Annotated in this window: 28 protein-coding genes and 1 riboswitch; of the genes, 13 read left to right on the top strand and 15 right to left on the bottom strand. The window is 36.7% G+C overall.

Annotated elements, in window-relative coordinates; translation table 11 throughout:
* Positions 1 to 8 precede the first annotated feature (8 nt).
* A complete protein-coding gene (locus JKP73_RS08585; protein ID WP_021291756.1) occupies positions 9 to 1,373 on the bottom strand; it encodes a TrkH family potassium uptake protein in 1,365 nt (454 codons plus the stop codon).
* Positions 1,374 to 1,444: 71 nt separating this feature from the next.
* A complete protein-coding gene (locus JKP73_RS08580; protein WP_021291757.1) occupies positions 1,445 to 1,855 on the bottom strand; it encodes a YwpF family protein in 411 nt (136 codons plus the stop codon).
* A gap of 221 nt (positions 1,856 to 2,076) precedes the next feature.
* Here JKP73_RS08580 and nfsA point away from each other — a divergent pair, with 221 nt between their 5' ends.
* Positions 2,077 to 2,826 carry an oxygen-insensitive NADPH nitroreductase gene (gene nfsA / locus JKP73_RS08575; RefSeq protein WP_200411437.1) on the top strand — a complete coding sequence of 250 codons (750 nt, stop codon included), beginning with the start codon at positions 2,077 to 2,079 and terminating at the stop codon, positions 2,824 to 2,826.
* A gap of 37 nt (positions 2,827 to 2,863) precedes the next feature.
* Here the strand turns inward: nfsA and JKP73_RS08570 are convergent, their stop codons facing one another.
* Positions 2,864 to 3,310, bottom strand: a complete 447-nt coding sequence (locus JKP73_RS08570; protein WP_021291759.1) for a hypothetical protein — start codon at positions 3,308 to 3,310, stop codon at positions 2,864 to 2,866.
* A 172-nt stretch (positions 3,311 to 3,482) separates the two neighbouring features.
* Here JKP73_RS08570 and JKP73_RS08565 point away from each other — a divergent pair, with 172 nt between their 5' ends.
* The 8 genes from JKP73_RS08565 (at position 3,483) to JKP73_RS08530 (ending at position 8,548) form a co-directional block, all read left to right on the top strand.
* Positions 3,483 to 3,689 carry a DUF1657 domain-containing protein gene (locus JKP73_RS08565; protein ID WP_021291760.1) on the top strand — a complete coding sequence of 69 codons (207 nt, stop codon included), beginning with the start codon at positions 3,483 to 3,485 and terminating at the stop codon, positions 3,687 to 3,689.
* 74 nt (positions 3,690 to 3,763) lie between these two features.
* The gene (locus JKP73_RS08560) at positions 3,764 to 4,231 is read left to right on the top strand and encodes a hypothetical protein (protein ID WP_021291761.1); all 468 of its coding nucleotides are present in this window, start codon (positions 3,764 to 3,766) and stop codon (positions 4,229 to 4,231) included.
* Between the two features lie 19 nt (positions 4,232 to 4,250).
* Positions 4,251 to 4,730 (top strand): stage V sporulation protein AC, encoded by a 480-nt coding sequence (spoVAC, locus tag JKP73_RS08555; protein ID WP_021291762.1) that lies wholly within the window; start codon positions 4,251 to 4,253, stop codon positions 4,728 to 4,730.
* A complete protein-coding gene (gene spoVAD, locus JKP73_RS08550; protein ID WP_021291763.1) occupies positions 4,730 to 5,743 on the top strand; it encodes a stage V sporulation protein AD in 1,014 nt (337 codons plus the stop codon). The genes spoVAC and spoVAD overlap by 1 nt, the downstream gene beginning before the upstream one ends.
* Positions 5,743 to 6,093, top strand: coding sequence for a stage V sporulation protein AE (gene spoVAE, locus JKP73_RS08545; RefSeq protein ID WP_031335622.1), 351 nt, complete (start codon positions 5,743 to 5,745; stop codon positions 6,091 to 6,093). The genes spoVAD and spoVAE overlap by 1 nt, the downstream gene beginning before the upstream one ends.
* A gap of 11 nt (positions 6,094 to 6,104) precedes the next feature.
* Positions 6,105 to 6,305, top strand: coding sequence for a DUF1657 domain-containing protein (locus JKP73_RS08540; RefSeq protein WP_021291765.1), 201 nt, complete (start codon positions 6,105 to 6,107; stop codon positions 6,303 to 6,305).
* A gap of 27 nt (positions 6,306 to 6,332) precedes the next feature.
* Positions 6,333 to 7,190 carry a DUF421 domain-containing protein gene (locus JKP73_RS08535; protein ID WP_021291766.1) on the top strand — a complete coding sequence of 286 codons (858 nt, stop codon included), beginning with the start codon at positions 6,333 to 6,335 and terminating at the stop codon, positions 7,188 to 7,190.
* A gap of 119 nt (positions 7,191 to 7,309) precedes the next feature.
* Entirely contained in the window at positions 7,310 to 8,548 is a 1,239-nt protein-coding gene (locus tag JKP73_RS08530; protein WP_160807238.1) for a dicarboxylate/amino acid:cation symporter, read from the top strand.
* 40 nt (positions 8,549 to 8,588) lie between these two features.
* Here JKP73_RS08530 and JKP73_RS08525 read toward each other — a convergent pair whose 3' ends face one another.
* From JKP73_RS08525 to JKP73_RS08505, 5 genes are all read right to left on the bottom strand, one after another.
* Entirely contained in the window at positions 8,589 to 9,569 is a 981-nt protein-coding gene (locus JKP73_RS08525; protein WP_160807239.1) for a zinc-binding dehydrogenase, read from the bottom strand.
* Between the two features lie 26 nt (positions 9,570 to 9,595).
* The gene (locus JKP73_RS08520; RefSeq protein WP_200411121.1) at positions 9,596 to 10,525 is read right to left on the bottom strand and encodes an ArsA family ATPase; all 930 of its coding nucleotides are present in this window, start codon (positions 10,523 to 10,525) and stop codon (positions 9,596 to 9,598) included.
* A 22-nt stretch (positions 10,526 to 10,547) separates the two neighbouring features.
* Positions 10,548 to 10,805 (bottom strand): cory-CC-star protein, encoded by a 258-nt coding sequence (locus JKP73_RS08515; protein ID WP_021291770.1) that lies wholly within the window; start codon positions 10,803 to 10,805, stop codon positions 10,548 to 10,550.
* Between the two features lie 47 nt (positions 10,806 to 10,852).
* Complete coding sequence (locus tag JKP73_RS08510; RefSeq protein ID WP_021291771.1) at positions 10,853 to 12,583, bottom strand: carbon starvation CstA family protein; 1,731 nt, start codon at positions 12,581 to 12,583, stop codon at positions 10,853 to 10,855.
* Between the two features lie 236 nt (positions 12,584 to 12,819).
* Complete coding sequence (locus tag JKP73_RS08505; protein ID WP_160807240.1) at positions 12,820 to 14,235, bottom strand: hypothetical protein; 1,416 nt, start codon at positions 14,233 to 14,235, stop codon at positions 12,820 to 12,822.
* Positions 14,236 to 14,347: 112 nt separating this feature from the next.
* Between JKP73_RS08505 and JKP73_RS08500 the strand changes: the two genes are divergently transcribed.
* Positions 14,348 to 14,701: a YflT domain-containing protein gene (locus JKP73_RS08500; protein ID WP_021291773.1), complete on the top strand. Its 354-nt coding sequence runs from the start codon at positions 14,348 to 14,350 to the stop codon at positions 14,699 to 14,701.
* 59 nt (positions 14,702 to 14,760) lie between these two features.
* Here the strand turns inward: JKP73_RS08500 and thiT are convergent, their stop codons facing one another.
* From thiT to JKP73_RS08485, 3 genes are all read right to left on the bottom strand, one after another.
* Positions 14,761 to 15,330 (bottom strand): energy-coupled thiamine transporter ThiT, encoded by a 570-nt coding sequence (gene thiT, locus JKP73_RS08495; RefSeq protein ID WP_021291774.1) that lies wholly within the window; start codon positions 15,328 to 15,330, stop codon positions 14,761 to 14,763.
* A 130-nt stretch (positions 15,331 to 15,460) separates the two neighbouring features.
* Positions 15,461 to 15,565, bottom strand: a riboswitch (TPP riboswitch).
* Between the two features lie 70 nt (positions 15,566 to 15,635).
* Positions 15,636 to 17,417, bottom strand: a complete 1,782-nt coding sequence (locus tag JKP73_RS08490; protein WP_200411120.1) for a M3 family oligoendopeptidase — start codon at positions 17,415 to 17,417, stop codon at positions 15,636 to 15,638.
* 133 nt (positions 17,418 to 17,550) lie between these two features.
* Positions 17,551 to 17,808 (bottom strand): phage holin, encoded by a 258-nt coding sequence (locus JKP73_RS08485; protein ID WP_021291776.1) that lies wholly within the window; start codon positions 17,806 to 17,808, stop codon positions 17,551 to 17,553.
* Between the two features lie 218 nt (positions 17,809 to 18,026).
* Here JKP73_RS08485 and JKP73_RS08480 point away from each other — a divergent pair, with 218 nt between their 5' ends.
* The gene (locus JKP73_RS08480; protein WP_160807243.1) at positions 18,027 to 18,563 is read left to right on the top strand and encodes a YceI family protein; all 537 of its coding nucleotides are present in this window, start codon (positions 18,027 to 18,029) and stop codon (positions 18,561 to 18,563) included.
* 124 nt (positions 18,564 to 18,687) lie between these two features.
* Here the strand turns inward: JKP73_RS08480 and JKP73_RS08475 are convergent, their stop codons facing one another.
* Both JKP73_RS08475 and JKP73_RS08470 read right to left on the bottom strand, forming a co-directional pair.
* The gene (locus JKP73_RS08475; protein WP_021291778.1) at positions 18,688 to 19,560 is read right to left on the bottom strand and encodes a VanW family protein; all 873 of its coding nucleotides are present in this window, start codon (positions 19,558 to 19,560) and stop codon (positions 18,688 to 18,690) included.
* Between the two features lie 311 nt (positions 19,561 to 19,871).
* Complete coding sequence (locus tag JKP73_RS08470; protein WP_160807244.1) at positions 19,872 to 21,086, bottom strand: NAD(P)/FAD-dependent oxidoreductase; 1,215 nt, start codon at positions 21,084 to 21,086, stop codon at positions 19,872 to 19,874.
* 317 nt (positions 21,087 to 21,403) lie between these two features.
* On the opposite strand from JKP73_RS08470, the gene JKP73_RS08465 reads away from it, so the two are divergent.
* A complete protein-coding gene (locus tag JKP73_RS08465; RefSeq protein ID WP_021291781.1) occupies positions 21,404 to 21,907 on the top strand; it encodes an AMP-binding enzyme in 504 nt (167 codons plus the stop codon).
* A 256-nt stretch (positions 21,908 to 22,163) separates the two neighbouring features.
* A complete protein-coding gene (uraA, locus tag JKP73_RS08460; protein WP_021291782.1) occupies positions 22,164 to 23,447 on the top strand; it encodes a uracil permease in 1,284 nt (427 codons plus the stop codon).
* A 260-nt stretch (positions 23,448 to 23,707) separates the two neighbouring features.
* Here the strand turns inward: uraA and JKP73_RS08455 are convergent, their stop codons facing one another.
* Together JKP73_RS08455 and JKP73_RS08450 are read right to left on the bottom strand one after the other, a co-directional pair.
* Positions 23,708 to 24,910: a cation:proton antiporter gene (locus JKP73_RS08455; protein WP_160807245.1), complete on the bottom strand. Its 1,203-nt coding sequence runs from the start codon at positions 24,908 to 24,910 to the stop codon at positions 23,708 to 23,710.
* A gap of 221 nt (positions 24,911 to 25,131) precedes the next feature.
* Positions 25,132 to 26,109, bottom strand: coding sequence for an ATP-grasp domain-containing protein (locus tag JKP73_RS08450; protein ID WP_038244602.1), 978 nt, complete (start codon positions 26,107 to 26,109; stop codon positions 25,132 to 25,134).
* Between the last annotated feature and the right edge of the window lie 12 nt (positions 26,110 to 26,121).

Raw genomic sequence — 26,121 nt, 5'->3', positions numbered from 1 at the left:
CTAACTAACTATCCTATTATTAATTTCTCCTTCGGATAATGGTAGTTACCACTCTTCTTATTATTCTTAAATATAAATAAGAAGGTTATTATACCTACTCGACCAATAAACATTAATAGCATTAAAATAACTTTACTAAAACTTGTTAATTCACTTGTAATGCCTAATGATAACCCTACTGTACCAAACGCTGAAGTAACCTCAAACAAGATCTGAGTTAACGAGAAAGGTTCTGCAATCGAAATAAGTATGATCGATGTAAACACCATGATTAACGCCATCAGTGTTACAGTTACAGCCTTTAGTAAATCTTCGTCATATACTTCACGATTAAACAGCCGAATGCTCTTTCCACCTCTTGCATACGTAATAATAAAGATAACAACCAGTAAAAAAGTCGTCGTACGAATCCCGCCTCCTGCACTACTAGGAGAAGCGCCAATAAACATTAATAATGACATAAACAAATGATTCTCTTCTGTTAACTGGCTAACATCCATGGTTGATAATCCCCCGCTACGCGTTGTAACAGACTGAAATAGGGAATAAAAAAATGCTTCATGCCAAGATTTATCTGCAAAAAAATGGGTCACGTCCAATAAATACATGAAGAGCGCACCAATGATGATTAAAAATAAAAATGTACTCGTCGTCACTTTTGTGAAAAGACTAAATCGTACATGTTTACGATTATCTGATTTAGCAAATATATACTCTTTCACTTCGATTAGCACCGGAAATCCAATTGCTCCAAAAATAATTAGCAGCATATTTATAAATTGCACAAAATAGTCATCCTTGAATGGAATTAATGAGCTGCCAGTAATATCAAAACCACCATTGGATACGGCACTAATCGTACCAAAAAAGCCGTGCAGATAAGCTTCTTTCGCTGTATCAAAGTATTGTAAAAAGTAAGTTCCCAATATCATAAATCCTAAAAATTCGATTGTAAGCAACACATAAACGATCTGCTTAATAAGCCGTACCATTCCTTCAAATGTGGTTTGATTTTGGTCAGTCATGATTAATCTTCGTTCTTTAAGACCAATTTTTTTACCTAGTAACAGCCAAATAAACGTACCAATTGCCATTACCCCTACTGCACCAAGTTGTAAAATAGCAGCTAGTAAAATAATTCCAGTTGTGCTTAATGTATCTGCTATTGAAATAGAACTTAAACCTGTAACGCTTAAAGCACTAACTGCAGTAAATAAAATATCAATAAATGGCATTTCTACCCCTTCCTGATAAACAAAAGGGAGCGACATGATGATGGTAGAAAGTAGAACTGCAAAAAAATAAAATAGCAGTAAGATTTGTACAGGTGATAACCGATTGGCCCAGCGAATAATAGACTTTTGGTATTGCATATTAATTACTCCTTGCTAGCTGTGATGATTACAATTTTGATATACGGAAATTAAAGTTAGCACAACTTCTTTTATGTAATTTCTTTAAATTTCTTTAATAATTCTTTTCCTTGATAACCTTCTTCAATTAATGTCGTCAACATAGATTCAATATTTGCTTTGCGTCTATCTACAATGTTTCCAACAAACAAAACATTCAGATTTGACCCAATATCATTAATACTTATCATGGAAGTGATGAATGTTGCAATATCATTACTTTCTTTTGTGATTTTTACTTGTACTAAGATTTCGGATTTTAGTTGACGAAGCTCTTGAAAATAACTTGCATAAGAATGATCGATATAAGCTTCAATTGTCCATTGATTTTTATCATCTTCTCGATTAATGATCAACCCATCTAGTAGTGGAATTCGATTTGGTATAATTTCCCCATCTTGTTCTTCCATAACATTCAAAGCTTTTAATTTAAAAGTTTTCACAGCAGAACCTCCCTTCACACTTCAAAAATAGTACCTTACATGTACGAAATTATATATGATTCGTTCTTACTGTTTTTATATCGTAAGTGTATCAAAAATCATGGATAATTGATACATCTTATATCCCTCATAATAAAAGCTCAGTAAATTGACATTTAAAAATAGAAAAGCTTATCATTAATATACCATGCATATTATAACTATAGAGGGGACGGAGAATGATGACCTACAAAGCGATTGAGACAATCTTAAACCATCGATCGATTCGAAAGTTTAAAAATCAAAAATTAACGGTTGAACAAGTAGAGACAATTATAGAAGCAGCACAATACGCATCGACATCTAGTTATGTGATGGCCTATACAATTATTGGTATAACAGATGAGAAGTTGAAAGAAGAATTAGCTGCCGTATCTGGGCAGCCCTATGTTAAAGATAACGGTCATTTATTTGTTTTTTGTGGTGATCTACATCGATCAGAACAATTAGGTACTTCGGAGCAACAAAACGCCATGCAAGAAAGTCTAGAAACATCGGAACAATTTATCGTAGCGACCGTAGATGCAGCGTTAGCAGCACAAAATGCTGCTACTGCAGCTGAAGATCTCGGATTAGGTATTTGTTTTCTTGGTAGTTTGCGTAATGATATTAATCGAGTAAATGAGCTGCTTCAGCTTCCAGATAAAGTTATTCCGTTATTCGGCCTTGCCGTTGGGTACCCTGATCATCAGCCAGAACAAAAACCACGCTTACCTCTTGAAGTTGTTTATCACCAGAATTTCTATCAGCCATTTGAAAAACAACTTCCATTTATTCAAGAATTTGATGAGAACCTAAAATCTTATTATGCGAAACGAACAAGCAATAAACGTGTAGATACGTGGACTGCACAAATCACTCGTAAGTTTTCCAATCCCATTCGTTTGGATGTAACACCTTTCCTAAAAATGAAAAACATGAATAAGAAGTAATATAAGCCAGCATTCTTCTAATGTAGAAGGTTGCTGGCTATTTAAATTCAAGCTCCTCAACATGCTGGATTCGTATTTCCTCATCATCTACTTTAAACCTTGCTTCTAAATACAAGGAAGCACACGGTCTATTTTGAATGTCAAATTCATTGCTATATGGTGGGTGGTATATATTTCCTTTGTTTAGTTCCTTCGATACAGGACTTCCTGTATATTTGTGCTGCTGCTGATCCAGGGATATAGATACCAAGGGTGCTCGATGCTCAATTATTACGGGATTATCTCCAACATATTGAATGGAACTATAAACCTTAACACCGGCATCTGCATTTTCAATGCTTATATGTAAAATGAAGTCTCCCTCCTGCTTTGTAACTGTTTTATTTTCCACCAACTTTGCATTTGCATTTCCAAAACCTCCGTAAATAAGAGCAATAAATACAGCACCGATAACGATTATTATTAAGATAAATTTCTTTTTCACTGCTATCCTCCTCATATGCTCTATATATGTAAGACGATAGATACGTTAGGAATGTTTCAACTTTTTTCAAAATTTTTCATTGCTGGTTATAAAAGGAAAAATAACCATCGTATAATTCATTTGGTTGTACCTCATTCTAATTAATGATGATATACCAAAAAGGAGGATCTGTATGACTGTATCTAGCCAAGTAAAACAAACCATTGCAGGTCTAAAAAGCGCTCAAGCTAGCTTTGAACAGTTTGCGCTCCAAACAGAAAACAAACAGGCAAAGCAGCTTTATGAGAATGCTGCACAACAAACAATGGCTGTCTTACAAAGTGTCGAGCCACGCGTTCAACAATTAGAACAAGAGGAACCTCAATATAAAGGATTTTAAAATTTTTTAGGTAGGCAAGTTGTTGAGGCTGGGGTACCAGCCTCTCTTTTTACTAAACAAAAGTAGGTGAAAAAATGCAATTAGGTAAATGGTTATTGATTAGTGCATTCCTTTTTACACTAATTGGCTGTGGAACTGATTCTGCATTAGATCCACCGAGCAAACAAAGAAATGAAGACATAGATTTATCAGAGATTTCTACTGACCAGTCCATAAGTCAAGAACCATCTAATCGAGCAAAGGATATATTAAGTCATTATGACCAAATCACTACAATAAAAGCAGTGAATTCAGATAAAGAAATACTTATTGCAATCGAGATTAAGCATATGGAGCGCTTTAAACTTGCAAAAATCAGAGAACAGTTAACGAAAGAGATGAAAGAGGAATTTGACAATCTCAAGGTTGAGCTATCGACAGATAAGAAAATTGTTATGGAGTTGGATAAGCTTGAAAAAAACTTAAAAAAGCAAGTCTATCCTAAAAAAGATTTGCAGAAAAAACTGAATAAACTCGTTGAATTTTCAAAAGAACAAACTTAAATGAAAAGAGGGAGCATTCATGGCAGATAAAAAGAAGAAAAATGCACCGCCTGATGCCCAAGAGTATCAAGCATTTCAACAACAACGAGAGGTACAACGTCCAATTGTAAAAAATTGTATAAAGGCATTTTTTGTAGGTGGTTTTATTTGTTTCATTGGACAAATCATTTCAACCTTTTACATCTATTTCTTTCATTTCACTGAGCAAACCGTAGGCAATCCAACAGTAGCAACGTTAATATTTATCACGATGTTATTCACTGGCTTTGGTTTTTATGATCGAATCGGACAGTTTGCTGGTGCAGGATCTGCGGTTCCAGTAACTGGCTTTGGAAACGCCGTTATTTCTGCTGCCATTGAACATCGAACAGAAGGATTTATTTTAGGTGTAGGTACGAATATGTTTAAATTAGCTGGTCCAGTTATCGTTTATGGTGTATTTTCGGCCTTCGTCGTTGCTCTAATTAAAACAATCCTCATCCAATGGGGTGGATTATAATGTTAACCGGACATCAAACTTGGGTTTTTAATAATAAGCCAGTTATTATCTCTACAGGTACGGTTGGGGGGCCATTTGAAGCGAACGGCAATATACCTAATGATTTTGATTTATTACACGATGACATGTGGCTAAAACAGGATTCCTTTGAAAAAGCACAACAAACATTAATGGAAGAGGCTTGTCAAACAGCTGTTAAAAAAAGCTCAATTGAGAAGGAACAAGTTCAATTTTTTATTAGTGGAGATTTAATTAATCAAATAACACCAACAAGTTTTGCAGCAAAAACAATTGGCATACCTTATTTTGGTTTATTTAATGCTTGTGCTACTTCAATGGAGAGCCTTGCCCTTTCAGCTATGATTATAAATGCTAAAGGTGCTAATTATATTTTAAGTGGTACTTCTAGTCATAATGCAGCAGCTGAAAAACAGTTCCGTTATCCTACTGAATATGGGGGACAGAAGCCTCCTACTGCACAATGGACCGTTACTGGAGCTGGATGTGCTTTAGTAGCCCAAGACGGGCAAGGGCCTAAGATTACATCTGCTACCATTGGTAAAATCATTGACATGGGGATAACTGACCCTTTTAATATGGGTGGTGCGATGGCTCCTGCAGCTGTTCATACAATTGAAACACATTTCAAAGAACGTAATATTGATCCCTCCTATTATGACTTGATAATAACAGGAGACTTGGGCCACATCGGAAGAGAGATATCCTTGGATTTATTAAAGAAAAGAGGCTTGTCCATTCAGGAAAACCAATACGTTGACTGTGGACTTACTATCTATAGGGAAGGTCAACCAGTATTGGCCGGAGCAAGCGGTCCGGCATGTTCAGCAGTGGTAACCTATGGACATTTTCTTAATCGAATGAAGAAAGGTGACCTTCATCGCATATTAGTAGTAGCAACAGGTGCACTCCACTCTCCGTTAAGTATTCAACAGAATGATCCCATTCCGTGTATCGCACATGCAGTTTCAATAGAGTCAGGAAGTGATGTATGATGATATTTTTCTGGGCGTTTGTAGTTGGCGGAGCAATATGTGTTATTGGTCAACTATTACTTGATGTATTGAAATTAAATCCTGGACAAACACTAACCATATTAGTTGTTTCTGGAGCTATCTTGGATGGCTTTGGATTGTATGAACCATTAATTGATTTTGCTGGAGCTGGAGCAACTGTTCCCATAACAAGTTTCGGGAATTCATTGGTCCATGGTGCAATGGCTGAAGCAGAAACACATGGATTAGTAGGTGTTGTAACAGGGATGTTTGAAGTAACCAGTGCAGGTATATCTGCTGCGATTATCTTTGGTGTTATTGGTGCACTCATATTCAAACCAAAAGGTTAGGAGGATGAAATATGACCGTTGGATCGCAAGTTAAAGGATGTTTCTCATCGATAAAAAGCATCGAGGCAACCTTACAAACATTAGCTGCAAAAACTGCCGATCAAGAACAGCAAACTGCGTTTAAACAAGTCGAGCAAATCATATCTGAAGTAAAAAATGATCTACAGCATCAAGTAATACAATTAACAAAAGAGGAACCCCAATATAAATAAACTTGAAGTCAGAAAGGAAAGATAACCATGCCGGAATGGATAGTAGTAGTCCTGCGCTCATTTTCCTTGTTAATTATCTTGTTCTTCATGACAAAATGGCTAGGAAAAAAGCAAATTTCTCAATTAAATGTATTTGAATATATATCCGGAATCGTTTTGGGTGGTATCGTCGCTATTCATACCATTGATCCTAATGCAAACATTGTTTACGCCTTTCTCTCTATGTTTATATGGTTTATTGTTCCATTATGTGTGGAGTATGTCTCTTTAAAAAGCAAGCGGTTTCGCGATTTTACAGAGGGGAAAAGTACTGTTTTGATTCAGGATGGCAAAATCATGGAAGACAATCTTAAGAAAGAGGGATACTCTACGGATGATCTATTAGAAAAATTAAGAGACAATAATGTTTTTTTAGCTTCCGATGTTGAATTTGCCGTTCTGGAGCCATCAGGTTCACTGAGTGTACTTCCGAAGAAAGAAAATCAACCATTAACGGCAAAAGATCTTGGTTTAAACGTAGCTCCAGAAAAAGAACCACAAACTGTCATCATGGACGGAGAAATGCTATTAGAGCCATTGGCTAACTTATCATTAAATGTCAATTGGTTGGAAACGGAACTTGATAAACAAAATGTTAGTATTGAAAATGTATTTCTTGCACAAGCAGATAATCAGGGTCAATTATATTTGGATCTTTATGATGATAAACTCGCAGTGCCGTCTCCTTCAGAAATACCTCTTTTACTAGCAACGATGAATAAATGTCAGGCTGACCTTGAATTATTTGCCTTAGCGACAGAAAATCAACATTCAAAACAACTTTATGAGAGAAACAGTAAAAAACTCCAGCAAGCAATTGACTTGATTCGTCCTTATCTCTCCTGATAAAACAACCCAAACCATAACTTGGATTGGGTTGTTTTAATTATTAGTCTTTTTTCGGTCTCTAGTTTCGTGTAGAATAAAATAGTTATTATTATTTTAAACAGAAAGGAAGGCATACAATGAAAAATAAAGTAAAAGCCTATCGGTTTCCAATTATTTTACTAATCTCCATTGTCATTGGATCGATAGTTGGTCTTCTGCTGGGTAAAGATGCAGCGGTAATAAAACCATTGGGTGACCTTTTTATTAATTTATTATTTATGATTGTCGTTCCACTTGTTTTCTTTACGATTTCATCTGCAATTGCAAGTATGGATAGTATGAAACGGTTAGGTAAAATTATGGGTTCCATGCTTACTGTTTTTATTGTCACAGGTATTATTGCATCCGTATTTATGTTAATTGCTACTGTCATCTTCCAGCCAGGTAGCGGAGTCGATATCCCTTTATCACAGCCAGAATCAACACAAGAAGAAGCAAGCTTTTCTGAACAGCTCGTTGAAACGTTTACCGTTCCTGATTTTGTTGATATATTCTCTCGCGAAAACATGTTAGCACTTATTATTTTCTCTGTCCTGATTGGTGTAGCGACTGGATTAACGGGTGAAAAGGGGCGCCCTTTTGCTACGTTCTTATCAAGTGGCGCTGAAGTGTTCATGAAAATAATCCAACTGGTAATGTATTATGCGCCAATAGGGTTAGGTGCCTACTTTGCAGCTTTAGTAGGAGAATTTGGAGCAGATTTTATCGGTGATTACGCTAAAGCAGTCCTTGTATACTACCCTGTTTCCATCTTGTATTTTGCTATTGGATTCACACTTTACGCATTTATCGCTGGTGGTAAAAAAGGAATTGTCCGATTCTGGAAAAACATTTTATCCCCTGCAGCAACATCACTAGGGACAGGAAGCAGCATCGCTTCCTTACCAGTTAATTTACAAGCAGCTAAACGTATCGGTGTTCCAAAAGACATTCGAGAAACAATTCTCCCACTCGGAGCAACGATACATATGGATGGATCATGTCTTTCTGCTATGTTAAAAATCGCGTTTGTATTTGGTGTGTTTAATAAAGATTTTACAGGAATAGATACGTTTCTTACTGCAATTGGAATTTGCTTACTATCCGGAATCGTCATGAGTGGTATTCCTGGTGGTGGATTTATGGGCGAAATGATGATAATTACCCTCTATGGCTTACCAATGGAAGCATTGCCGATTATTTCTGCAATCGGTGTCGTAGTTGACCCACCAGCTACCATGGTTAATGTAACTGGTGATACGGTTTCTAGTATGCTAGTCACAAGGCAAATGGAAGGAAAAGATTGGATGGAAAAGGCGGAAGAGCCTGAGCGATGACGTAACTAAAACTGGTTGACGATTACCGTCAACCAGTTTCCTAGTTAAGTTTAATTGCAACTTTGCCAAATTGACGATTCACTTGCAAATAATCAAAGGCTTCTTGAATATGTTGCAATGTGAAAGTAGTATCTACTACTGGATGCACCTTAAATTGGCGAATATGATCAAGCATTGCTACAAATTCCTGTCTACTACCCATTGTAGAACCTAGTAACTGATACTGACCATAGAAAAATTCTCGTAAATTGATATCCACGATATCATCTGTAGTTGCCCCAAAAATAACCATTCTACCACCTTTTTTTAATAGTTTTAATGAACGGTTAAATGTTGCTTGTCCAACACTATCAATGACTAGATCTACCGTTTCATCCGCCAAGCTTTCGTTCCAATCTGCATCATTATGCAATCCGATATCTGCGCCTAGGGTTCTCGCCTGCTCCAATTTTTCGTGACTTCTTGACGATACAATAACTTTTGCACCAATATTTTTCGCAAACGCCACTAGGAAAGTAGATACACCACTCCCTGCTCCTGGAATAAATACCGTTTCTCCTGCTTTTATTTGTCCTTTCGTGAATAAGGCACGGAACGCTGTTAATCCTGATAGTGCAAGTACCCCAGCTTCATCCCAACTCAAATGTTCCGGCTTTTTCTCTACTTGCCGCTTATCAATGGAAATTTTTTCAGCAAATGTACCATGATCAGGCATTCCTAAAATGTCAAAACGCTCAGGTGGTGCATCACGATTATCTTCCCAACGCAAGGCTGGATTAATGATAACTTCCTCACCTACCTGAACATTGTCTACATTCTCCCCTACACTTTCAATTATCCCTGCACCATCTGACCCTAATATTAAATCCTCTGTCGCACCCTTACGACGTCCAGGAATTGCTAAATCACGACGATTTAACCCTGCCATTTTCAATGAAACGACAACTTCATTCTCGTTTGGAGTAGGCTCATTCATATCTTTAACTTCCAATACACCGTTCCCATGTACAAATGCTTTCATTTATTTCTCCCTTCCCTTCTATGCTATTACATACTATGGAATGCACCAAATTTCTCTAATTGCTTCATATCTATAATATCATGCGGATATAATGGAATAAAAATTTTTTGTTGTTTTGAAAATGTATGATGAATTAAATCAACATACTTTTCCTCATAAATGCTTCGCTGTAATAGAAACTCTCCATCTATCTGTTCTGGTAACACTTTATTAATAATTAATGTTTGTACATATAAATGATACTTCTCAAGTAATTGGATTGCTTTTTCCGTTTCTGCGATGGATAATCGTTCAGGATTTAGGACAAAAATATATCCTGTGATGCTTTGATCTAATAACAATGCTCTTGCTTTTGCGAATCGATCTTGCCTTTCTTTTAACACATCAAAAATAGGATCCTCCACAGGATTTCCATCATTTAATAACTGACTATAGTCTTGGTTGGTCTTTTGGCGACGCTTTATTAACCCTTCCATCCATACTCCCATCAATTCTGGGAGCGTTAGAAGACGAACCGTATGTCCGGTTGGAGCAGTGTCAATAACTAATTGATCAAAATGTACATTTTCATGTATAATAATGGAAATTAGTTTATCAAATAATGCAGCTTCATCTGCTCCCGGAGATGCTTTGGCAGTATCTAGCTGCCGGTTCACCTCTTCAACCATTCCTGTATGAACAAAATTTTTTATGTTTTCCTTTACTCCGTCAATATATGTCGTTGTTTCCAGATCAGGATCAATCTCAATTGCATATAATTGTAGATTGACATGTTTAATATTGCCGCCTATCTTTTGATCGAATATATCTCCTATATTATGTGCGGGGTCAGTAGAAACAAGTAATGTTTTTCTACCAGCTTTTGCGGCATTCCATGCAATGGCCGCTGCGGTAGTAGATTTACCTACTCCCCCTTTGCCGCCAACAAATAGGATTTTCTTTGTTAGATCGTTCATACAAATCTCCTTTCATGTCATATTAACAGCATCGAATACCTGATAAGGGTGATTTTTCCATTCCCATACGTAAATGCCAATCGTGGAATTTCTCTAACATAAATGGATACAGTTCTAATGTATAATAAAAAACTGGGTTAGGAATACCGACCATTTCTGAGTATAATAATAATAAAAACACATCGTCCTCATTTCTTAATTCACGTGCAATTTCCTGACGATGCGGTATTTCCAACATCTCTTCATACAACTGAAGGATCTTCTTCATCTGATCAAGCATGTATATTCTCCTCCTTGAAAAAAGAAAAGGGATCGTAGTGATCCCTTTTAAATTTCGAGCGAATTCTCCTCCTTTTTAGTTAAAACAGAGAAAGCAGTAATAATAATCCATAAAGCGAAGATCAAAATAATTGCGCCAAAGATAAATAACAACGTATTTGGTGCACTTCCCATCCATGACCATTCAAATAAAACTTGTTGAATCATTGCGTACAGCGTCATGAACATAACAAATACCATTGGAATAATTACCACTGCATAATTCCTACCTAATCGTTTTAACCAAACCGCAATCAGCATTAAACTGATAACCGCTAGCAATTGATTGGCTGTTCCGAATAATGGCCATAACTGATATCCACCTGAGCCAAAGCCTTTTGGTCCTTCAGGGAGTAATACTAAAGCTGCACTCGATACGACGGCTATGGTTGTAGCGACATGTGTCTTCGTTAAGGCAGGAAGACGATATTCAATACCTAACTCAGCGATAATATAACGCATCAATCTAACAGACGTATCTAACGTGGTTGCTGCAAAACTAACTACAATAATAGATACGATCGTAACTGCTATATCTGGTGGGATGGCTAATCCGCCAGCTAGACCTGCAGCTCCTTCTACAAATGTTCCAAGGCCAACCGCATTCGCATCAGAAAAACTAGCATAAGTTGCCATAAACTCATCCGTACTAGTAAAGAACGTAGCAACCGCAATAATGGATACTAATGCAAGAACCCCTTCCCCAACCGCACCAGCATATCCTACAAACCTAGCATCCGTTTCTTTATTTAGTTGTTTAGATGACGTTCCTGAGGATACAAGGCCATGAAAACCAGAAATAGCTCCACAAGCAATAGTGATAAATAATAATGGTAACCAAGGAGTATCCGGATTTTCATTTGTTATCGGTGCTGTCATTTCAGGGTTAGTGAATAACAGGCCTAAATACAGGATTCCCAGACCAACTACAAGCTGATGCGAATTAATAAAATCCCTTGGCTGTAACAATTTCCAAACCGGCAATGTAGATGCAATATACACATAGACCATTAAAATGACGATCCAAATTAAAAATGCAGTCGATACTGCTCCTAGTCCAAATAATCCACTTCCACCTTCTCCACCCATATACTGCACAAGATCGATTTGTAAGAAATCGACTTTGCTAGCTACTACTGCAGTTAAGTACATGATAGCTAATGCTAATATAGAAGGTAGAAGCATTTTCTTATTTCGTTTGTAAACTGCATATCCTATCCAAATAGCAAGTGGTATTTGAATGAACACTGGTAACACACTGGCTGGATAAGAAATAAACAAATTGGAAATGACCCATGCAAATACTGCATTTACCATGAGCACAAGAATTAAAATAATAAATAAAAACAAAATCTTTGCTCGTTGACCGACTAATCGGTGCGCTAATGTACCAACTGACTGACCTTTGTTTCGAACAGATAAAACAAGCGTACCGAAATCATGAACTCCTGCAGCAAATACGGTTCCCAAAATCACCCATAAAAATGCTGGCAACCACCCCCAATAAACCGCAATAGCTGGTCCAAGAATCGGTGCAGCCCCTGCAACTGAAGTAAAATGATGCCCCCATAACACGAATTTATTTGTAGGAACAAAATCAATTCCATCCTTATAACGGTGCGCTGGTGTAACGTAATTAGGGTCTAATCGAAAAATTTTTTCTGCTACAAAACGAGAATAATAACGATAACCTAAAGCGAAAACCAACATCCCTATGAAGGCAACCAAAATTCCGGGCATAGTATCCCTCCCCCAAATAGAATTAAACCAGTCCAAAATATGGACGTCCTTGTTTAACGCTATGTGTAAACGCTTCATTTTAGTACTTTTTTAGTAATAAATCACAAATTCAGAACCATGAAAAAGAGATTATCTCTATGAAAAATAGAGGTAATCCCTTTTTCATGCTTTATTCAGAAAGGAAACAACGCTTTACACTCATTAAAAGGAACACTCAAAACGGATACGACTGAACTTTATAAAATAAATACCGCGACAATGGTAGCCACTATTAACCCAACCATCACTGGTATAAAATTCTTACGAACAAGTTCCATCACGGACACGCCACAAAAACCTGCAATTGCAATTAAAGAGGACCATGCCACCAATGTTCCCCCTCCAGTCCAGATAGAACCCATTTGGCCTATAGCAGTAAGCGTTGTAACATCAATGGAACTGTTTTGTAAGGAAGCAGCTAATGCCCCTGTTAAAGGCAACCCCGAAAAACCAGAACCATCTAATCCAGTAATAATACCTATAATTAAAATACTTAGTGCTGCTAATAAGGCACTTTGCGGTAATATCGATTGTGTTGATTGAACAAGGTCAAATAAAAATGCTGGCGGATTTTCCTTAACTCCTATAATGTCAGCAGAAAAATCGGAACTTCCTAAAAAGAAAAATCCTGCAATAGGAATTACTGGGCCCATTGCTTTAAAAGCAAATACAAAACCATCCGTAATGTGTGTAGTAATGTAATCTAGTGCATGTTGTTTACGAAAAGCGATCGTTGATAACAAAAGAAGGATAACGGCTACCCCACCTACAAAAGCAGCACCATCTCCACCTTCCAAACCAGTCATTCTGCCAGATAGCAATTTTTCATATACCATGTAGATTACGACACTTGCTAACGCTAAAGGAACTAATATTGCAAAAAGTCTACTCCAAAACTGTAGCCTGTAATCTCGTTGGGAGGAATCCTGTGTTAATTGCATGTTTTCAAGTTCTTGTTGATTGCGAGGGTCCCCTTTTTTTCGAATCATTTTACGATACATTACATAAGCAATGCCTAAAGCAATAAAACCCGTTATAAGGGAAAGGATTAAAGACTTATCTGCAACTTGTGCCGTATCCACACCGGCCGAAGTAGCAGAGAGATTAGGAGCTACCTGAACGATATAATCAGAGGATAGAGCCATGCCTTGGCCCGCAATAGCTATAGCGACTGCCGCAGTTATCGCAGGGAGACCGGATTGGATAGCCGCAGGAACAAGTAAAGCACAAATTAATGGAACCGCTGGTGTTGGCCAAAAAAACAAAGAAATTAAATAAGTAATCCCAACAAGGACAAAAAAGGATACATGCCCATTAATCATCATTTTTTGGATCGGTTGGATCATACGTTTATCTGCTCCTAAATCCCTTAACGAATGTAATAGTGCCAACATGAAAGTAATAATTAAAAAGATACTAAACAATTCTTGGGCCGCCACTAGATTCGCTTTGAAAATAGCTGTAAAACCATCTATAATACTTCCTTTATAAACCCAGGCGATAATGAACGTACCGAGTAACGTTGGTAATACAATACCTTTTCGCAGAATCATAGTGATAATAATAGCAAGCGTAAATAGACCATATAATATATGGGAAATCGAAAGCTCCACATCTATCGCTTCCTCTCTGTTGAATGTGCTATAGCCTATGCAAAGCGTACATGTTTAGTTCTTATCATAATGGGAATACATAATATTGAAGACAAAAAGGAGGTTTTTTAATATGAAACCATTTATTAAAGAATATACAAATGATGAAAAATTAAAGGCCGATATTCAAGTACTAAAAGACAAAGGAATTCATAAAGATGATGTATATATTCTATCTCATGATGATGATCGTACCAATCGTTTAGCTGGGAGCGCAGATGCAAATACGATCGGCATCAAAGAAATGGATATTGGCCATGCTGTCGGTAATTTCTTTAGCAAAAAAGGGGACGAGCTTCGAACAAAATTAACTGAAATAGGTTTCTCACAGGCTGAAGCCGAAAATTATGAAGAGGATATGGATGAAGGTAAGGTTCTATTAATGGTTACAAATAATGAAAATGTAGATAGCTATCTACAAAAATAGACAACCCCATTGGTTGTCTATTTTTTCTTGCTCATTATTATGTGAGCAGGTCGTTTATACTAAGTTGTCAATCGAAGCAGCGTTCTAGGTTGCTTATGAAATAAAAAGAAAACAAGTATAGCACTTAAAACAAAACTAGGTAGAATATACGAACCATTATATAAGAAGGAGTATATCCATACATTCATCCCTTGGACAGCTGATTCAAAAAAGACAACACCTGCAATAAAATGAGCGATAAAGCGCAAAGCAGATCCTATAAATACACCTAGCGAGATATACAAAAGATACTGTTTGCTATTTCCTTCTTGTACAGTTTGTTTTATTTTTCCTGAAAATACACCTGCAAATCCTAATACTGTAAAGGCAATGGCATAATCAATAAATCCTTGTAACGGATGCAGTATATACCCTGTTCCTACAGCAACCTGAAGCACTCCCCATAAAAACCCTGCTAGCAAGCCGCCTTTTAATCCCCAGCGAAAAGCAACGATAAAAATAGGAATCATCGCAAATGAGATAGACCCACCCTGAGCCCAAATTTTAAATGATAAAAATGGTATTAGGTCTAACAACAATGCAAAAGCTGCAAAAATTGCTACCTCTACTAAAAATAATGTACGTTTCATTTCTTTTCTCCCCTTTTTAAAGCGGTTATTTTCTTGTTGGCCAATGTCAACAAGGTATATATAACAACAAAAAAAGCAATGCCAAGGGGAAGACTTCCTGATGGGGATTCCGCTCACATTGCTTTTATTCCATCAAAAAAGCCACCATCCCTACGCTAGTACTAACTAACAGGTTCGAAGGGTAAGAACAATGAATATGTTCACTCTCAGCCGATCGGCTCCCCCTGCAGGCTTTTACATTTTGCTTTTTCTGTTATTGTTTCTAGGAGTATTGTACCTAACTTATCCATCGATTACAACTAAAATTAAATCGAGAGATATTCGTATACATCATTAATACAAAGTTGAATCGCATCTTCCCAAAAAGCGGTAGTAGTTAGATCAACTTGTAAATGTTTATAAGCGAGATCTTCGACTTCCATCCTGCCTGTATCACGTAAAAGTTTGATATATTCATCCTCAAAATCATCACTTTTCTGTGCTATTGCATAAATTCCAAGACTGAATAAATATCCAAATGTGTAAGGGAAATTATAAAACGGGACACCTGTCATATGGAAGTGCAGTTTAGAAGCCCAGAAGTTCTCATCATATTCTTCTAGTACATCACAGTAGGCTTCCTTTTGAGCGTCCACCATCAGTTTATTCAACCTGTTAACAGAAACCATACCTTGCTTTCTCTCTTCATAGAAACGCTTTTCGAACAAAAATCGCGCATGAATATTCATAAAAAACGCAATACTGCGCTGGATTTTATCTTCTAACAAGCCCTTTTTCTCATCCGTTGACTGCGCATACGTCACCGAAGCATCTGCAACAATCATTTCAGCAAATGTTGATGCTGTTTCGGCAACATTCATTGCGTAACGTTGGTTTAGTCCATTCACATCGTTCATCACATGTTGATGATACGCATGTCCAAGCTCATGGGCGAGTGTTGCAATATTCGAAGACGTACCAGAATAAGTCATGAATATTCTTGTCTGACCGCTCTCTGGAAAACTGGTGCAAAACCCACCTGGCCGCTTATCAGGCCGGTCTTCCGCTTCAATCCAACGGTTATCAAAAGCCATGCGGGCAAAGGCGGCCATCTTCGGGCTGAAACGATGGAAATGTTTAATAATAAAGTCTGCTCCCTCTTGATAACTAAATGTTTTTACTTCTCTATTAATTGGAGAATTAATATCATAGATGCTTAATTTTTTTAAATCTAAACGTTCTGCCTTTTTATTTAAATATGTAACAAAATGGTGCTTATTGTTATTAATAGCGGTCCACATCGCATCAAGTGTTTTTTTCTTCATACGATTTAGTTCAAGTGGTTCCCTAAGTACATCATCCCAGTTTCGATGTGTGTATTTCTGTAACCGGAAACCAGCTAAATGATTGAGCGTCTGACTAAATAAATGTTCATTAGTCTTCCACGCCCTATTCAATTGATTAAATACATGCTTTCGAAAGTCACGATTTGGATTAGCTAATTTATTGGAAGCCTGTCCAATAGAGTAAGATTTCGTAGTCTCCTCTTCCTTAAGCCGAACTTCCATCTTACCAACAATAGCTTGATACATTTGATCCCAAGCATGATAGCCATCAACTGCTAGATCATTTATTAATGCTTCCTGTTCTATCGGGAGTAATCCCTTTGCTTGTTCTCTAAATTCATTTAGTACAAATTCCAAGTCATTTAAATCATCCTGGTTGCGTGCGTTCTGCCATGTATCTTCAGGAATCTGAACTAACTTTTGATTAAAACTGGTTTGAATTGCTTCAAATTTAGCTTTTAATTCACTTCGTTTACTAACTAATAAACTTGCCTGCTCATCTTTTACATTTTGAGCACTTAAACAGCTTATAAATGCGGATGCTTCTCTAAACTTTTTATTCACCTTTTCTAAATTATTAACCAATATCCTTAATCTTTTGGTATCCACGCTTTCCTTATCGGGATTATACTGGCTTACAAGGTCTGCTAAGTCCGTCAATTCACTTTCCAATTCTTGTAAATATGTAGAAAAATCCGCTGAATGACTTCCTCCAGGAAAAATGATGTCAAGGTCCCACCTCAGATTATTCGTTTGTTGCATGTTATCGCTCCTTATGAAATAAATTCAAGCTTCTTCTTTAGTATACCAAAATAATGAATATTTTCATTAGATAAATAATTCTCACATCATAATCAAGGAATATGTACCAGCGGGATAGAGTCCCACTGCATGGTTAACTTTTTAATCCCTTTTTACTTGAAGCTGCAAGACCATGAGCATGAAGTATTTGTTTTTGCTTCGCGCCATTTCTAGTAACATAATTGTTTTTAAACCAGGCAATTACCGCTGTACCTATTGTAAATACAACAGACATCAATTCTTCTAACAATTCGCTGTTGATTGGCAGCGGTGATTTACCAAAGATGACTAATATTTGGTTTGTCAATGCAATTAATAATGCAATGGTTCGAAATACAGTCCCCTTATCCATCCGTTTCTCTCCTTTTAAAAATCATGTTATGTATTAATATTATTTTCAAATTGTACTAGTAATGGAACGGCCATACCCCACTTTTGTCTGTTTGATCAACTAAACTACAGGGTATGGACAACTAAAACGAATTATAATAATTACTTGACAACACAAATTTATTATTTTATACTTAGTTACATAAAGTAACTTATTAATTTTTATTTGGAGGGATTTATATGACTAAAACCATTTGGAATGTAGACACCATTCATAGTGAAATAGGCTTTTCTGTGAAGCATATGATGATTTCTAAAGCGAAGGGTTCATTTAACGATTTTAATGCAGTTATCGAAGCTAATTTAGATGATTTAACAGATTCAAAAGTTGAAGTCACTATTGATGTTAATAGCATTGATACACGTAATAAAGATCGCGACGACCACTTACTTTCTGCAGACTTTTTCGATGCTGAGAATCATCCCAACATCACATTTGCAGCTTCTTCCATTACAAAAAAGTCTAGTACAATTTACGATATCACTGGTGATCTAACGATACGTGGTACAACAAAACCGGTTACACTTGACGTTGTAGTTGAAGGGCAAAGTAAAGATCCTATGAGCGGTAATATGGTTGCTGGATTCAGCGGCGAAACTACTATTAACCGTAAAGACTTTGGTTTAACTTGGAACGCAGCTGTAGAAACTGGTGGCGTATTAGTGGGAGAAGAAGTAAAGATTCATTTTGAAATCGAAGCACATAAACAAGCTTAAATAAAAATAAAAAAACAGTACTTCTAACCGAAGTGCTGTTTTTTTATTTCTTAACCTCAATGCGTTATCCATCAAGATTTATCACATGAAAAAAACCTGTCAGCATCTTCATGTTCAACAGAGGTTACCTTCTATTTCCTGTAAAATGCTCTGCCGACTCAGAAGAAAAAATCCGCACCATCATTTTTCCATTTCCAGCTTTCGCGCGAATGAGAACTGGTTGATTATATTTATTTTTGAAAGTAAAATCTGGCCCCCACCAGCTAACAGTTGCATCTCTTCCAGGGGGAACATACGGGACACTTCGGCTATGTGCATACCGTTCAACGATTTGAATGCCTTTTAAATCCACTGCGTTGAAGAGGGTTGATGATACTTGGCATATACCTCCTCCAATACCTTCAGATAATTCTCCTTTTACAATAACTGGCGCTCGCTTATAACCTCTATTAGTCGTTCTTTCACCTACTACCTCATTAAAAGAAAATACTTCTCCTGGGAAAATAACATGATTATTGATTGCTTCTGCAGCTAATGCAATATTATGAGACCTTTCCTTATTCCCCTTTTTAAAATAAGTTACATAGCTGCCTAATTGATTTGTTCGAATTTCTTCCAATAAAGCCTTATCAACACGAGGATAAATTGGCTGCGTTGGGACATGGAATCCTTTAGCATCGTGATTATAAAATGTTTCTCTAAATTGAATATGAAACTGGTCCTCATCTATCGTAAATCCCGGTTTTTCACTTATGATACGACCATCATCAGCTATCTTCGCATTCGTTGGCGCCTCATAGACCCTTTTCTTTAAATTGGTTAAGAGGGACGCTAACTTATCCTGATTAATAAATGGTGTATCGGTATAATCAAGAGAATATTGATCTACTTCTAATTTTTCAATATAAATCGGCTTCGTATCTTCCGTTTCCTCAGCAGACAGGTTATATGGCAAGAAAATGATTAGTAACACACAACATATTTTTATTAATTTCATTTAATGACCTCCCTCAATTAGTATGAGAAAGTCTAGGAGAAGTCATTCGAAGAATTATTTCTAGGAAGTAAAACGTTATTGTTTACCAATACAACCATGCTCTAGTACAAAACACCATAAAAAACCACCTCGTGTAAATACACAAGGTGGTTTTTTCCTTACCTAAAGTCTCTAGAGTCTTCCATATAATCACTTAATACTCTATAGCCAATTACCGAAGCTATTACAAAAAATATCCCGCACAATGTTTTATTTTTCATTTCCCAAATACCTCCTCATTTGATTTCCTTGTTCTTTTTAAAATGAGTGTCTTAAAACGGACGAAATTTTCCTTTTTTAAGGACTAATTTAGTACCGCCCATTAGGAATAGTGAACGATTATCTACTACCTTTTTCATTGCTGCAGCTGCTTTTCCTTGAAGTTTGTAATCATCGAATACATTACCAATTCCATCAGACATACCGAGTGAAGCTACTGTCCCTTTATCATTAAAAACAAAGTCAGTTAACGGCTGATTTGTAAGTAATGCGCTTAAGTTAGCAGCAACAACGTCTGCTTCCTGCATTGCCAATTGTCCAGTCGGCGGATATGGACGATCTGCTTCTTTGTTCCAAACCCAAGAGCAGTCCCCAATCACAAAAATATTTTCTTCTCCTTGCATACGTAAGTCACTATCAACATTAACTTTTCCTTTTGTTAATTCAAATCCTGATGCACCTAAGACAGAGCTTCCTTTAACTCCACCAGTCCATACTACTGTTCCAGCTTTAATTAGCTCTTTGTCATCACCAACAATAAATCCTTCTGGAGTACATTCAGAGATTGGGGCGCCAATACGAATCTCTACCCCGCGATCTTCAAGCGATTGTTTTGCATAAGCAACCAATTCCTTATCGAACATCGGCAAAATAGAAGGAGCAGCTTCTACATTAATAATGCTTACTTTGTTTCGATCAATATCGTATTTTTTACATAATTCAGGGATACGATCTGCGAGTTCTCCTACGAATTCAATTCCTGTAAAACCAGCACCACCAACTAGAATGTTTAAGCTATCATCATCAACATTCTCTTGCGAATTATATTTTGCAAATTGATATTCTATGTGTTCACTAATTAAACGGCTGGAATCAATATCTTCGATTGCAAAAGCATGTTCAGCCATTCCTTTAATTCCAAAGTCATTTGATTCAAAACCAAGTGCAACAACAAGGTAATCATATTCAATCTCACTATTTTCTAAAACTACCCGTTGTTCATCTTTATTAATTTTTGTTACTGCATCATATACGAGTCTTACCTTGTTTGGATTAATTACATCGCTAATCATTACTCGTGCTTGATTAGGATTAATCGTTCCAGCAGCTACTTCATGTAACCAAGTTGACTCGTAATGATAATTATGTTTATTTACTAATACAATTTCCGCTTGTTCCGGTGATAGCTTTTGTAAGAGACGCTTAGTTGTGGTTAAACCAGCATATCCTGCGCCCAGAACTACTATTTTTGGTTTGTTTAAACTCATAAAACTTCCACCTTCCTATACTTTACATTCATTTTTACAGGAAAAGCGCTCTTTCATATAAATCATGATATCAATATCTCATTCAGAATCGCTTATACCCATTTTTACAATATATTAATCATATCAAAATTTTTATATTTAGGCTAATAATCCAGTGACAATTTTCCTTCCAGCAGTTATTTTATCTCTTAAAGCAACCTTTTCACCCGCTGATGTTAAAATTTTACACTTGAAATAAAACGCTTTCATAAAAATATGCTATAATCATATATAGTTATGTAAATCAACAGAAAGGAAATTAAAGGTGGGAAAGATTCATGAGTCAAACAAAAATTCGCGTGATTAATAGCATGGGTGAGGAAGTTGCACATAACGGTATGGAATTAGGTGACATTATTGTAAAAGGCCACGGCACATTACAACATGCAACAAACCATTCTTCAATGGAAGACGGCTGGATCTATACGGGTGACAAAGGGATTATTGACGAACAGGGTAATATTCAAGTCAAAGAGCCCTATAAAGATATTCCTAATGATCAAGGAACTATTTCAACTGTAAAGCTGGAACAATTATTATCACAACACCAACAGATTAATGAGGCAGCGGTCGTGCCTATCCCCCATCAATCACTTGGTGAAATAGCACATGCTTTTGTTGTGTTACAACCAAATCAGTGTTTAACTGCTCAAGAGGTGATGGACTATTGTAGAAACAATATAGAAGAAGCTTATTGTCCACATTCTGTTTCATTTGTAGAAGAATTACCAAAAACTTCAAGCGGAAAAATATTAAAAGTTGAACTGCAAAAATGGATATAAGCAATCTGATTACCTAAAAAGATGGGATTGACAGTTTACAGTCATACTGGGATAATAGGATAGATAAAATGATACGGTTACCTTTAATTCAGTCCCGTGAGACTGCCAAGGTGAACAGATAAGAATCTGTTTGTAAAAGTAAGTCTATCTTTGCTATCTTACTTTTACGAAAGCACCCTGCCTCGCGTCCGCAGGGTGCTTTTTATTTGAACTTTGATAAACGGTAACTGTTGCTCATCTTTAAGGAGGAATCATCATGGCAAATTATAAAGAAATTCAAGTAGATGAACGATTGCCGATATTAAAAAGTCTACCATTAAGTATTCAGCACTTATTTGCGATGTTTGGATCAACCGTGTTAGTTCCTATACTATTCGGTGTAAACCCGGCAACAATTCTACTAATGAATGGTGTCGGTACATTAATTTATTTATTTATAACCAAAGGAAAAATTCCTGCTTATTTAGGATCTAGCTTCGCATTTATCTCTCCGGTAACAATTGTATTAGGAAATTATGCTGGCGGTGATGGGTATAGTTATGCATTAGGTGGTTTCTTCGCTGTAGGTGTGGTACTGAGTCTCGTTGCCCTTATCATCAAAATAGCAGGAACAAATTGGATCGATGTTATTTTCCCACCCGCAGCAATGGGGGCTATAGTAGCTGTCATTGGGCTTGAACTTGTGCCAACTGCTGCGGAAATGGCAGGGTGGATTGCACCTGCTGATGCAGCTGCAAATTGGACGGTAGATGCTGATACGGTCCTTGTATCGTTTTTAACTTTAGCAATTACTGTCATTTGTTGGGTTACTTTACGCGGTTTCTTAAAAATCATTCCAATCTTAATTGGCATCATTGCAGGCTATATTATTGCTTATTTTTTTGGACTTGTCGATTTTACCGCTGTCAAAGAAGCAAGCTGGTTCTCATTACCAGAATTCTATCAGATAAAATTTGACTGGTCTGCCATATTAGTCATCCTTCCTGCAGCACTAGTACTCGTACCTGAACATATTGGACATCTGTTTGTAACTGGAAATATTGTGAAAAAAGACCTAACAAAAGAACCTGGGCTGGATCGCTCTTTAGCAGGTAACGGTATTTCTACCATTATCTCAAGTTTTTTCGGATCTACACCAAATACTACTTATGGTGAAAATATCGGTGTGTTAGCTATTACAAAAGTGTATTCCACTTGGATTATTGGGATTGCAGCAATGATTGCAATTATATTATCTTTTGTCGGTAAGTTAGCGGCGTTGATTTCTTCCATTCCAACAGCTGTTATGGGTGGTATTTCCTTATTACTTTTTGGAATCATTGCTACCAGTGGACTACGGATGCTCGTAGAAGCCCGTATAGATTATGGTCGTTCCCAAAATCTAATCTTATCAAGTATTGTCTTAGTAATTGGCGTCAGTGGGGCAACCATCCAAATTGGTTCAGTTGCACTATCTGGAATGGGGCTTGCTACCATCGTGGCAATGATTCTTAGTATTTTATTTAAAATACTAGATGTATTACATTTAACAAATGAATAGTAAATACACAAGAGGGTGACCCGAAAACAATCTAGATAAAAAATTCTGTACGATTACCATCTAAGGATTGGATAGCATTATCGTAAATCATTCAAATGAAACAGGCCTGATTTCAGCGGGAATAGCACGTTGTTATATTTCATTCGGTAAGCGTTTTTTGCTTACGAGTTAGCTGTATCGCGTGACCGTGGAATGCATGGCCTATTTCACATTGAGAATTAAGACAGGTAATGAATAATTCGCATCCGAATTATTCATTTTTAGTTATGCCTCAGTCCATTAGTTTTAAGTCTCTTTGTAAGCGGATAAACGCCAACACTCTGAATGATCAAAGACAGTAATATTATGGCGAATAACAATGGTATGATTGGATTATTTTTATCTACAGCTGCTTCTAGCCCAAGAACCAGAGCTACAGACATTGTGCCTTTTATCCCAGCCCAGGTAATAATAGCAGCATCTTTTATAGATATAGTTCGCTTCCAATTTATGCGCAATTTAGTAATTAAAGTAATTACGACAAACCGGACCATTAATGTACATATAAAAATAATAATAGCCAGGGTCCATTCAGAAGCAGCAAGATAATTTGCGGTTTGTACACCAATAAGTAAAAAAATTAAAGATAAAATAGTTAGTTCAATGATCTCCCAAAAACCATCCAGTTGATCCTTAAAATGCACTTCTTTAATATTTCTCCCAAATTCATAGGAAAGCATCATACCGGCAGTCACAGTAGAAAGGACACCTGATACTCCGAGTAACTCCCCTAAGTAAAAACTACCATAAGCAACGATAATACTTAGCATTACTTGATATTGACGATGGTACGTGTAATGAATGGCCTTACTCATTAACCAACCAAAGCTTACGCCGATTGCTACGCCCCCCAACGAAACCAAAAGAAATTCATTAATAAAACCGCCAAAATCAAAGCTCGTCCCTTTTGTATACATACTTAACAGCACACTGAATACAACAATACTTGTTCCATCATTTAGCATGGATTCACCTTCGACAATTTCTGCGACCTGTTGGTCATCGGACGACTTTTTTAGGATCGTTACAACAGAAACAGGATCTGTCGGAGATAAGATAGCAGCAATCAGCAATGCCGCTGCCAATGATAAAGATATGAATAAATTTCCAATAACATAAATGAGAACAGCCAAAATTGCGATTGTCAAAAATAAACCAAATGTTCCTAACGTTCCAATAAGTATTTTGTTTCGTTTCAGGGCTTGAGTAGGAAACTGATAAGCAGATATGAATAACAAAGCCGGTAGAAAAACATGAAATAAAAGTTCCTTTGTTATCGTAATATTGTCAAAATAATGAAACATCGATAACAACAAACCAAACAATACTAAGATAACCGGAGCAGGAAAAAATTCTTGTTTTTTATCTACAGAAAAAACAAGATACCCTATGATTACTAACAATAAAATCTGGTGTACAGTCATTGGTCATCCTCTTTCCTTTTGAAAACTAACTATCCTATAAATTTACCCTAAAGACAGAATATCAAACGCAAGTGGAAATACAAAAAGCCGTAACATGTTATCCATGTAACGGCTTATTAAACACGACAGTTTATCACTAGAAAATCAATAGAAAAGGATCGATTACTAATTCTTAGCCCTGACTATAGTACATAAAGAATCGGCAATTCTAATGCTTTGTTCTATTTTTCGGTAAGGGAAAGAGAAGGCTGATCAGAATAGAGATTTACTTTATTTAATTGTTCTCCTAAATAAGTTGCTAGCTCAAGCATTCCAAAAACACCGCTTTTTGCTTCAGCATCGCTATTATAGTTGGTATTTGTATTAATATCATAGGTATATATGGTTCCATGTTCGTCTTCAATAAATTCAATACCTGCTACTTGAATATGATTAGCAGCCAGTACCTCTTTATATTTTTCAATAATGGGGTGATGGAACCCTTGTCGAATTTGAAATTTTTCATTCTGCGCTTGTTGTTCCCCTGCCGGACAAAATAAATCTTCAATCGTGCAGGCATCTGCAGGACAGAGTTCAAACCCTTCAGATGTGTCAACCTTTACTGCATATACGAATTCTCCACCTACAAATTCGCAGCGGGTAATAGATGCTGATGGAGAATGAATGTATTCTTGTATTAACGTTACACCATCAACGGGTTCTTCAAATGTTTCACTTTCAATATATTGTTCTAATGCTGCTTTGCTATGAAACAGTTGTACGCCTAACCCTTTTCCAGCTCGATTGTGCTTGGTAATAAACGATCTCCCTTCGAATAATTCAGCTGCTTCTGATAATTGCGATTTCCCAACAGCAGCCACTGTTCTCGGCGTTCTCACTCCATATTTTTCCAATTCCAAATATTGTTGGACCTTACTTACTTCTAGCTGTAATGCTCGACTACCATTAATTACTGTTCTACCATGATACTCCAACCATGCTAACACTGCATTCGTCAATTCAGGAGCAAAACGATTCCCTCTTGTATGCGAAGAAGCACTCATTCGATTATAGAAAATTCCTTTAGGTGGTTCACTTAATAAATCGACCGTGCCATCATTCAGTAACCAGTCTTCATAAGGTAATCCCAATTCTTCTAATCTAGCAGTTAAATGGCTTGTCCATTCTGGATTTTCATGTAGGATATATATTTTACTCATTACATATCTTCC

Origin of the sequence: Virgibacillus salexigens, assembly GCF_014905415.1 — a bacterium.
GTDB lineage: Bacteria > Bacillota > Bacilli > Bacillales > Amphibacillaceae > Virgibacillus > Virgibacillus salexigens.
The sequence above is the reverse complement of the archived record's forward strand: the minus strand, read 5'-3'. Positions and strand labels throughout refer to the sequence as shown.